The sequence below is a fragment of the Aeromonas sp. R4-1 genome, assembly GCF_040908325.1.
GTDB classification, from domain to species: Bacteria; Pseudomonadota; Gammaproteobacteria; order Enterobacterales; family Aeromonadaceae; genus Aeromonas; species Aeromonas veronii.
In genome coordinates, this window is record NZ_JBFODM010000073.1 from 1 (window position 1) to 9,874 (window position 9,874).

At 60.2% G+C, this 9,874-nt stretch carries 8 protein-coding genes and 1 pseudogene; 1 reads left to right on the plus strand and 8 read right to left on the minus strand.

Features of this window, described 5'->3' with window-relative positions; genetic code table 11:
- Nucleotides 1-340: 340 nt before the first annotated feature.
- From AB5Y90_RS12740 to AB5Y90_RS12760, 5 genes are all read right to left on the minus strand, one after another.
- The gene (locus AB5Y90_RS12740; protein WP_368166929.1) at nt 341-865 is read right to left on the minus strand and encodes an acyloxyacyl hydrolase; all 525 of its coding nucleotides are present in this window, start codon (nt 863-865) and stop codon (nt 341-343) included.
- Nucleotides 866-1,113: 248 nt separating this feature from the next.
- Nucleotides 1,114-2,778 (minus strand): asparagine synthase B, encoded by a 1,665-nt coding sequence (gene asnB / locus AB5Y90_RS12745; protein ID WP_307895093.1) that lies wholly within the window; start codon nt 2,776-2,778, stop codon nt 1,114-1,116.
- A gap of 192 nt (nt 2,779-2,970) precedes the next feature.
- Entirely contained in the window at nt 2,971-3,339 is a 369-nt protein-coding gene (locus AB5Y90_RS12750) for a cupin domain-containing protein (RefSeq protein WP_307895092.1), read from the minus strand.
- 130 nt (nt 3,340-3,469) lie between these two features.
- The gene (locus tag AB5Y90_RS12755) at nt 3,470-5,044 is read right to left on the minus strand and encodes a cation:proton antiporter family protein (RefSeq protein ID WP_307895091.1); all 1,575 of its coding nucleotides are present in this window, start codon (nt 5,042-5,044) and stop codon (nt 3,470-3,472) included.
- A gap of 54 nt (nt 5,045-5,098) precedes the next feature.
- Nucleotides 5,099-5,848 (minus strand): HAD-IIA family hydrolase, encoded by a 750-nt coding sequence (locus tag AB5Y90_RS12760; protein ID WP_005337281.1) that lies wholly within the window; start codon nt 5,846-5,848, stop codon nt 5,099-5,101.
- 197 nt (nt 5,849-6,045) lie between these two features.
- On the opposite strand from AB5Y90_RS12760, the gene AB5Y90_RS12765 reads away from it, so the two are divergent.
- Nucleotides 6,046-7,110 (plus strand): adenosine deaminase, encoded by a 1,065-nt coding sequence (locus tag AB5Y90_RS12765; RefSeq protein ID WP_307895090.1) that lies wholly within the window; start codon nt 6,046-6,048, stop codon nt 7,108-7,110.
- 113 nt (nt 7,111-7,223) lie between these two features.
- On the opposite strand, the gene AB5Y90_RS12770 is transcribed toward AB5Y90_RS12765, so the two are convergent.
- From AB5Y90_RS12770 to AB5Y90_RS12780, 3 genes and pseudogenes are all read right to left on the minus strand, one after another.
- Nucleotides 7,224-8,210, minus strand: a complete 987-nt coding sequence (locus AB5Y90_RS12770; RefSeq protein ID WP_368166931.1) for a zinc-binding dehydrogenase — start codon at nt 8,208-8,210, stop codon at nt 7,224-7,226.
- Between the two features lie 147 nt (nt 8,211-8,357).
- Entirely contained in the window at nt 8,358-9,479 is a 1,122-nt protein-coding gene (locus tag AB5Y90_RS12775) for an alkene reductase (RefSeq protein WP_307895087.1), read from the minus strand.
- Nucleotides 9,480-9,621: 142 nt separating this feature from the next.
- Nucleotides 9,622-9,874, minus strand: a pseudogene (locus AB5Y90_RS12780) (IS1595 family transposase); the annotation flags it as partial.

Here is a 9,874-nt window from a genome sequence, read left to right on the forward strand (position 1 = left end):
ATTCACGCTGGCCAACCTGTTTCGGGCGGACCAAATGATACGTCAGTGGGAGAGATCTCACTAAAAACTGGGAATAACGCCTTAAATGGCGAAGAAACGGTCTAAATAGGCTGATTCAAGGCATTTACGGGAGAAAAAATCGGCTCAAACATGAAGAAATGAAATGACTGCGTCAGCCGAGAAGAATTTCCCCGCTTATTCGCACCTTCCCTAGCTGCACGTCGATATTCTTCTTCTGGGTAGCATCGCCGTTGGTGAACGATGTTATCGTCTGGTCGTTATGGACCATGCACACCTGTATTCCGTTGCGTAGTCTACAGACCAAGGCATAAGCCTGTAATCAGAACCGGTACTCGATATGGAGGGTATGGCTGTCCAGCCCCGGGTTCTTGTCATACATATATGCGTTGGACATGTGCTCATACTGATAGCCGATCAGCCAATTTTTGGTGATGGCGTAACCGAGGCCGATACCCAGGGCGAACTGGAAGGGGCCGCCGTAATCCTTGTAGCCGTGGCCGCGAGACCCAAATTGGTACTGATCGAGCCAGACCATTTCGCCGGGGAGCCAGGTCACCCAGTTACCCCATTGGCATTCGATACGGGCGCCGCCCCCCAGTCTGGCGGTCTCTTCATCTTCTACCTTGAGCGTTCCGGCACGTACCCCCAGCCCAAATTGACAGCCTGAGTCTCCCCAGCGCCAGAACATGTGATGGAACTTGGCGTCGGCGATGTTGATGTCGAGCTTTTCATTGCTGAAGGCTTTGCCAAGCTGCAGTACCACGATATTGTCATTGGCCATCGTAGCCGGACTGACGAGCAGTGCTGTCAGCAGGCCGATCCTTGATAGAGTGTTAGCGTCCATGCCCCCTCCCGATCCTTGTTGTCATCCTGGTGATCCTGTTGATCACCCTTCAGGCATAGTCAATCGACGCGCTTCCTGTCAATGCATTGTCACTCGGTAAAAAAATTAAATATTTATGAAAAATCAACTATCTGCGATGGTCTGATGTGATTTGGCGTGCGTGACCGCGGGGAGATGAAAAAGCCCTTCACCATGGTGAAGGGCTTTTTGCTATCTGGCGTTAGCCGCTGGGGTCGCCCCGCTCTGGCTTAGTAGCCCTGCTGGTGCACGTCCATCACAGCGCGGCCTGACGGGTCGGCCATCTCTTTGAACTTGGCATCCCACTCCAGCGCGGTAGGAGTGGAGCAGGCGACCGACTTGCCGTAGGGCACGGTGCGGGCGGCGGCTTCCAGCGGGAAGTGCTCGTCGAAGATGGCGCGGTAGAAGTAGGCCTCCTTGGTGAGCGGGGTGTTGATGGGGAAGCGGAATGCCGCCGCTTCGAACATTTGATCCGTCACTTCGGTCTCGACCATCGCCTTCAGGCTGTCGATCCATGAATAACCCACTCCGTCTGAGAACTGCTCCTTCTGACGCCATGCCACTTCGTGGGGCAGCAGATCTTCGAACGCTTCGCGCAGGATGTGCTTCTCGATCTTGCCCTTGCCGCACATCTTGTCGGCAGGTTGCAAACGCATCGCCACGTCCATGAACTCCTTGTCGAGGAAGGGCACGCGACCCTCCACCCCCCAGGCGGCCATCGATTTGTTGGCGCGCAGGCAGTCATAGAGGTGCAAAGAGGCGAGCTTGCGCACGTTCTCTTCGTGGAACTCGCGGGCGTTGGGCGCCTTGTGGAAGTAGAGATAGCCACCGAACAGCTCGTCGGAGCCTTCGCCGGAGAGCACCATCTTGATACCCATCGCCTTGATGTAACGGGCCATCAGATACATGGGCGTGGAGGCGCGGATAGTGGTGACGTCATAGGTCTCGAGGTGATAGATGACGTCGCGCAGGGCATCCAGACCCTCCTGCACGGTGAAGTGGATCTGGTGATGGATGGTGCCGAGGTGATCAGCCACCTTGCGGGCGGCGGCGAGATCCGGAGACCCTTCCAGACCGACGGCGAAGGAGTGCAATTGCGGCCACCAGGCTTCGCTCTTGCCATCGTCCTCGATGCGGCGCGCCGCATAGAGCTTGGTGATGGCGGAGATGACGGAGGAGTCCAGTCCGCCGGAGAGCAGCACGCCATAAGGCACGTCGCACATCAGCTGGCGTTTGACCGCTGCTTCCAGCGCGGCTTTCAGCTCGGCCTTGTCGCTGACGTTGTGCTCGACCGAGCTGTATTCCATCCAGTCGCGTTTGTACCACTGTTTGAGCTCGCCATCCTTGCTCCACAGATAGTGTCCCGGCGGGAAGGTTTCGACGCTCTTGCAGACCGGCACCAGCGCCTTCATCTCGGAGGCGACATAGAAGTTGCCGTGCTCGTCGCGGCCGGTATAGAGGGGGATGATCCCCATGTGGTCGCGACCAATCAGGTAGGCATCCTGTTCGGCGTCATAAAGGATGAAGGCAAAGATGCCGTTGAGATCGTCGAGAAACGCCGGGCCCTTCTCTTTGTAAAGAGCCAGCAGCACTTCACAGTCAGATTTGGTCTGGAACTGGAAGTCGACCTTGAGGGTTTTCTCCAGCTCTTTGTGGTTGTAGATCTCGCCGTTGACCGCCAGCACATGGGTGCGCTCGGGGTTGTAGAGCGGCTGGGCGCCATTGCCCGGGTCGACGATGGCCAGACGCTCGTGCACCAGAATGGCTTTGTCTGAGCTATAGACGCCGGACCAGTCAGGCCCGCGGTGACGCAGTCGCTTGGACATCTCCAGCGCCGATTTGCGCAGGGCTACTGCATCGGACTTGATATCCAGAATGCCGAAAATTGAACACATTGGCGGTAATCCTCTTGATTTTTATATGAGCCCCCCACGTTTGGGCTCGAAATTCCATTTACATTCCTCGTCAGACACAATGCCTAGCGGAAAAACCTTTTGCAAGCGGGAAAACCGCAGAAAATCATGCCGTAAGCGTCAAGCAGATCAACAGGATAAGGATTGTTGCAACGGGGCAGGGTGACGTGAACGTCAAGCCGAGGCGGGTTCGAAGATCACATAGACCTTGCGACAGGGGGTGAGGGTCTCCCACTCGCCGACAAAGCCGGCGGGAATGACGAATTGATCGCCGGGTTTGAGGGCCAGCTGGCCGCCCTGACTGTCGTGGATCACCACATCCCCCTCCAGCAGCTGGCAATACTCGTGCTCGGTGTAGTGGATGGCCCAGCGGCCCGGCTCGCAAGCCCAGAAGCCCACGTGAAACTGCTGGCTGGGATCGGAGTAGTGGTTCCACACCGTCTGACTCGGATAGCCTGCTTTAATGCGCTCGGGGGCGGGCATCAGCGGGGTAGGGGCCGCCTCGTGGCGATCGAGCAAAATCCAGTCGTTGAGGGTCTTCATGGTGCCTCCTTGGCTTCGGCAGATAGGAAAGCGGGGCCATCCCGGCCCCGCGTTTGTTCGTTTTATTAAACGAGGTTGTGCATAACTTAAACGATGCGCATTCCCTTGCCAAGAGCCGCAGCCCGACGACTCAAAGCGGCTGCAAGCGGCGGATCACATGACGGGCAAAGCCGCTGCCCGCTTCGTTGTAGACGTTGAACACCGCATCCACCCCCTGCTCTTGCAAGGAGGCGATATCATCCTCGAAGCGGACGATAGCGGCTATCTTGCCGGCAAAGCCGTGGCTGCGCAGCTTCTCGATGGCGTAGAGATTCCCCGAGTGGTGGGGCATCGCCAGCAGCACCAGATTGACCTGATTGGAGAGCAGCACCTTGTCCCAGAAGTCGGTATCGGTGGCATCCCCCTCGATGACGTTCATCCCCTGGGCGCGCAGGGTGGGCAGCTTCTCGCTGTCGTTCTCCACTCCGAGGATGACGTTGCCGTATTTGTTCTCCAGCTCGAAGTAGGCCCCCTGACCGATCCGCCCCATACCGAGGATGATCACCTCCGCATCGCCCAATTCGATGGGTCTGTCTTCCGGATGGAGGTTGCTTGCCTGCAATCCCCGCAGCCAGTGTCCGATGCGGTGATAAATGCGCTCGCTCTGGGCATTGAGCGGGGCGGAGATCATAAAGCTCGCCGCCAGCGCCAGCGAGACCGCCACCAGCCACTCGTGGGAGAGCCAGCCCGCCTTGGCGGCGATGGCCGCGACGATCAGGCCAAACTCCGAGAAGTTGGTGAGCGCCAGGGTCGAGAGCAGGGCGGTGCGCACCCTCAGGTGAGCGCCGCTGTAGACCAGATAGTAGAGGACACTTTTGAGCGGCAGGGCCAGCACCAGCGCCAGTGCCAGCAGCATGGTGTCGTGGGTCGGCAGGCCGTTGAGGCCGATGGTGAGAAAGAAGCAGACCAGAAAGAGGTCTTTGAGGTTGAAGAGCGCCTTGGCCAGCCCCGCCGCAGCTGGGTGGGAGGCGAGCATCATGCCGATGATGAGGGCGCCCAGATCCGGCTTGAGGCCGACTACTTCAAAACCGGCGGCCCCGACCACCAGCGCCAGAAAGACTCCGAACAGCACCTGCAGCTCGCCGTGACCGGCCCGCTCCAAGAGCTTGAACAGCAGCGGGCGCAGCAGCGGTAATCCCAGCACCCAGAGCGCCCAGATGCTGGGCCACTTGCCGCTGGAGAAGGCCAGAAACGCCACGGCGAACACATCCTGCATCACCAGCACCCCGATGGCGATGCGGGCGTAGAGGGCATTCATGTCGCTGCGATCTTCCAATACCTTGACTGCGAAGACGGTGCTGGAGAAGGAGAGGGCAAAACCCAGCAGCAGCGCCAGCTTCCAGTCCAGCGAGAGGGCAAGCTCGAGCCCCAGCCCCTTGCAGACCAGCAGTACCACGGTAAAGAGCAGGGTGGAGAGCAGCAGGTGCAGGCTGGTGGTGCCCCACACATCGCGCCGCATCAGGGTCTTGATATTGAGCTTGAGACCGATGGTGAACAGCAGCAGGGTGACGCCGAGATCGGCCACCTCGCTCAGGGCGGGAGTATTTTGATATCCCATGCCGTTGAGGATAAAACCGGCGGCCAGAAAGCCTAGCAGGGGGGGCAGGCCAATCAGATTGACTACCATGCCGCAGCCAAAGGCCACGGCGATCAGAATGGGTTCCATAACAGATCCTGCAAGGGCAGGAGAGACCTGCCCTGTTTAACGCTTGGGTGGTGATTAGACGATATCGATGTCGACCACGGAGTCGAAAATATGGTTCGGGCGAAACGGCATGCGGTCGATATCGGCGACCTTGCTCACCCCGGAGAGCACCAGCACCGTCTCGAGACCGGCCTGAAAGCCCGCCAGAATGTCGGTGCGCAGGTTGTCGCCGATGATGATGGTGTCGTCGGAGTGGGCCTCCATCCGGTTGAGCGCCGCACGGATGATCCAGGCGCTCGGTTTGCCGACATAAAACGGCTTCTTGCCGGTCATCCGCTCGATGGGGGCGCACAGGGCGCCGCAGGCCGGGTGCATCATGGGGCCGTGGGTGTCGGGGTTGGTGGCGATAAAGCGGGCCCCCTGATCGACGAACTTGGCCCCCTGTTGCATCATGGTCCAGTTGTAGTTGCGGGTCTCGCCCACCACCACGAAGTCCGGGTCTATGTCGGTGATGGTAAAGCCGGCCTTGTAGAGCTCGTGGGTCAGCGCCCCTTCACCGATCACATAGGCCTTCTTGCCATCCTGACGCTTGAGGAAGTCGGCGGTGCCCATGGCGGAGGTGTAGAAGCACTCCTCCGGCACTTCGATCCCGGCGGAACGGAAGCGGTTTTGCAGATCTTTCTGGGTCTGGGCCGGGTAGTTGGTGAGGAACAAGAGCTTGCTGCCCTGCTCCAGCAGGCGATGGACGAAACGGTCGGCACCGGGGATGAGATCGTTGTTGTGCAGGATGACACCGTCGATATCGCAGATGACGTTCTTCTTCATGAAAACTCCTTGTCAGGGCGCAGGCGAGCCGCCAATCGTTAAGATGTTCAATCATTTATGATTTTTGTGACGCCATTATAAGTCTGTTTGATGACAAGTCTCCCCTGTCTCGCCACTTCGGTGCACAATAAAGCTGCCGTCGGGTCAGTCTGGTGGAGGGGCTGACGCCGGATCACTTTGCTGATGGAGCCGTCGCTATGGACACCCCGATTTCCAAGCCAGTCACACCCGAACACCTCAGCACCGCGCAATTTATCGCCGGACTGCCGAAACTGGAGCTGCACCTGCATATCGAGGGCAGCCTCGAACCCGAGCTGATGTTTGAGCTGGGCCGCCGCAATAATGTGCCACTGCCCTGGCCCGATGTGGCCAGCGTGCGCGCCGCCTATGACTTTGACTGCCTGCAATCCTTTCTCGATCTCTACTATCGCGGCGCCAGCGTGCTGGTGACCGAGCAGGACTTCTTCGACCTCACCTGGGCCTATCTTGAGCGTTGCGCCGCCGACAAGGTGGTGCATGTGGAGATCTTCTTCGACCCGCAGACCCACACTGCCCGCGGTATCCCCTTTGCTACCGTGCTGGGCGGTATCGAGCGGGCGTTGCAGAGCGGGGAGAAGGAGTTTGGCATCAGCTGGCGCCTTATCATGAGCTTTTTGCGCCACCTGAGCGAAGAGGAGGCGTTCGCTACGTTGGAGGAGGCGGAGCCCTTCCTGTCACGGATTCACGGCATCGGCCTCGACTCCGGGGAGAAGGGCAATCCGCCGACCAAGTTTGCCCGGGTCTTTGCCAAATGCCGCGAGCTGGGGCTGCCGGTGGTGGCCCACGCAGGTGAAGAGGGCCCTGCCGACTACATCTGGCAGGCGATCAACGAGCTGAAGGTATGCCGCATCGATCACGGGGTGCGCTCGGCAGACGATCCCGAGCTGCTGCGCTATCTGGCCGATACCCGGCTGCCGCTCACCGTCTGTCCCCTCTCCAACACCCGGCTCAAGGTGTTCGGCAATATGGCCCAGCACAATGTGTTGCGGCTGTTGGAGCAGGGGCTCTGCGTCACCATCAACTCGGACGATCCCGCCTACTTTGGCGGCTATATGAATGCCAACTTTGTGGCGCTGGCCGATGGCCTCGGCGCGACCATGAGTCAGCTCTGTCGCTTGTCGCTCAATGCCGTTGAGGCGAGCTGGCTCTCTCTGGCCGACAAGGCGCGGCTGACCCGGGAGATCCGCAGTTATGCCGCAACTCACGGGGTGATCCTGTATTGAGTCAGGCGCCAATGAAGTCGAGATGAGATGCACTAGATATAAAGAGAGGCCCGTCATCACTGGCGGGCCTCTCTTATTTCAATGGCTGGTGTGGTTGCAGGAGGAGGGCTGTATTACGCCACTCGCACCAGAAACTTCTCGCCCTGTCCTTCGCGCTTGAAGCGCTCGAGCAGGGTAGGCAGTGCCTCAAAGTCGCCCACCACCAGCGGCGGCAGGGTCAGTTCGCCGCTCGCCATCTGCGCCATCATGGCGACACCGGCGGCCACCAGTCGGCTCCACTGCTTGTCGGTGCCAAAGGCGTGCTGGGCGCCCAGCGCAATCTCGTGCAACGAATGGCAATGGGCAAAGGCGGGCAGCGGATTGTGCGGGATGCACCCGAGCACAGTCACCATGTGACCGTAGTAGCCAAGGGCGGGCAGCAGGCTCTCTGCCTGTTGGCTGGAGACCAGATCGATGATCCCCTCGAACGGCTCGTTGCCGTTGGCAGTCTGCAAGGTGGCCAGCCAGTCGGGATCCCGATAATCGGCCACCCCCTGCACACCGATCTGTTTGAGCCAGTGATGGTGGCGTGGACTGGCGCTGGCAAAGACCCGCGCTCCTTGCTGGAGGGCGAGCTGCACCGCAAAACGGCCGACGCTGCTGCCAGCACCTGTGATGAGCAGCGCTTCCCCGTGCAGGCGCGGCAACTTGGCCAGCGCCTGCCACGCGGTGAGGCCGGGACAGGGCAGGGCAGCGGCCGCCTCGTCACTTAGGGCATCGGGCACCGGCAGCAGGGCGCGGGCTGGTACCCGGGTGTGGCGGGCAAAGCTGCCGTGATGGCGCAGGTCGGTGTGATAGGCGACCCGGGCACCGAGGCGCAGATGGCTGACGTTGGCGCCGAGGGCCACGATAGTGCCCATGCCATCGACGCCGGGCACCTGACCATCCTGCCAGTTGGAGTGGCCATATTCGATCAGCTTCCAGTCCACCGGATTGAAGGCGATGACCCGGTTGGCCACCAGTACCTCGTCAGGGGCGAGCGGTGCCAGGGGCAGATCGGCGAGGGTAAGCTGGGTCGGTTCACCGGGGGCATGCCAGCACCAGGCTTGGGTGTGATTCATGATGACTCCTTGTGAAAGCGAGGGGAGAGAACAACGAGGTCATTGCAACAGTGATTCGGTCAGTCATATCACTGTTGCTAATGCGCAACAATACGGCGGGCCCCAACCTGTGGGGCCTGCTTTACGTGGCCGGTTGGCCATTGGCAATCAGCGGCTGGCTGCTGCGTCCTCGGCCTGATAGACGGGGTAGTCTGTCAGCCCTTTTTCGCCGCCGCCAAACAGGGTGGCCGGATCGTGTGGGGCCAGCGGATAGCCGTGGCGCAGCCGGTTCGGCAGATCCGGGTTGGCAACGAAGGGGCGACCAAAGCCAATCATGTCGGCCCAGCCCGCTTCGAGGGCGGCGCGTGCGCGATCACCATCATATTTACCGGCGTAGATCAGGGTGTTGGGGAAGGCATCCCGCAGACCCAGCTTGAAGTTCTCCGGCATCAGGGGGGCATCGTCCCAGTCCGCTTCGGCAATGTGCAGGTAGACCACGTTGAGCTGGCCCAGCAGACGAGCGGCCGCCAGATAGGTCTCCTGCGGATTGGCATCCACGGTGCCGTTGAGGGTGGTGAGCGGCGCAAGACGCACCCCGACACGTTCGGCCCCGATTTCGCTACTAACCGCTTCTGTCACCTCTTTGAGAAAGCGCAGCCGGTTTTCCAGCGATCCGCCATAACTGTCGGTGCGGGCGTTGGATTCGGAGTCGAGGAACTGGTTGATGAGGTATCCGTTGGCGGCGTGCAGCTCGATACCGTCAAAACCGGCGCTGATGGCGTTGCGGGCCGCTTGACGGAACTGTCCCACTACCGCATCGATATCAGCCTGGGTCATGGCGCGCGGGGTGACTGTCTCGACAAAGCCCGGCGCATCGCTGCCGTTATCGACGAACACCTTGACGCCCACTGCGGGCAGGGCTGAAGCGGAGATGGGCTGGGCGCCGCCGATGTTGTCCGGATGGGTGACCCGGCCCACGTGCCAGAGCTGGGCGAAGATGGTGCCCCCCTTGGCGTGCACGGCATCGGTCACCAGTTTCCAGCCAGCGATCTGCTCTGCGCTGTAGATGCCCGGCGTCCAGGCGTAGCCCTTGCCCATGGGGTCGATTTGGGTGCCTTCGCTGATGATCAGGCCCGCCTCGGCGCGCTGGGCGTAGTAGCTCGCCATCATGGCGTTGGCCACATCACCCGGCTGACTGGCACGGGAGCGGGTCATGGGGGGCATGACGATGCGGTTGGCAAGGTGCAGCTGGCCGAGGCGCAGCGGGCAGAACAGGTGATCGTGGCTCATCTTGAGTTCCTCATGGTGGACGTGAGGCCACTTTATGCCGCCATCTTGTTGTGAAAAAGAGGGGTAATTGCACAAGAGAATTGTGCTTGATGCAGCAATCAGTGCAAACCGCCGGGAAAGAGGCGTTTAGGCAAAAAAAAGGCTATGTCCCAATTACGTGTTGCATGGGGCGCCCCAGCGCCTCATGCAAACATGCTTTGATATTTACGCCTTTTCCGTAACGCTCCAACATCCGGCGCCAACCCAGGTAGTTCTTCAGGTAGTGCGTCGCCACGCCATGGAACCGCTCCATCCACTCTTTCAACCGATGGTGATATCCGTTCACATGCTGGATGTGATACGCACCGACTACCCGTTCGCCTTGACGATTGCGCACCACCTGATGGGTTATACCC

Bases quoted from the DNA above. Each gene is read 5' to 3' on its own strand.
- AB5Y90_RS12740 (WP_368166929.1), bottom strand. From the start codon at position 865: ATGGACGCTAACACTCTATCAAGGATCGGCCTGCTGACAGCACTGCTC.
- asnB (WP_307895093.1), bottom strand. From the start codon at position 2,778: ATGTGTTCAATTTTCGGCATTCTGGATATCAAGTCCGATGCAGTAGCC.
- AB5Y90_RS12750 (WP_307895092.1), bottom strand. From the start codon at position 3,339: ATGAAGACCCTCAACGACTGGATTTTGCTCGATCGCCACGAGGCGGCC.
- AB5Y90_RS12755 (WP_307895091.1), bottom strand. From the start codon at position 5,044: ATGGAACCCATTCTGATCGCCGTGGCCTTTGGCTGCGGCATGGTAGTC.
- AB5Y90_RS12760 (WP_005337281.1), bottom strand. From the start codon at position 5,848: ATGAAGAAGAACGTCATCTGCGATATCGACGGTGTCATCCTGCACAAC.
- AB5Y90_RS12765 (WP_307895090.1), top strand. From the start codon at position 6,046: ATGGACACCCCGATTTCCAAGCCAGTCACACCCGAACACCTCAGCACC.
- AB5Y90_RS12770 (WP_368166931.1), bottom strand. From the start codon at position 8,210: ATGAATCACACCCAAGCCTGGTGCTGGCATGCCCCCGGTGAACCGACC.
- AB5Y90_RS12775 (WP_307895087.1), bottom strand. From the start codon at position 9,479: ATGAGCCACGATCACCTGTTCTGCCCGCTGCGCCTCGGCCAGCTGCAC.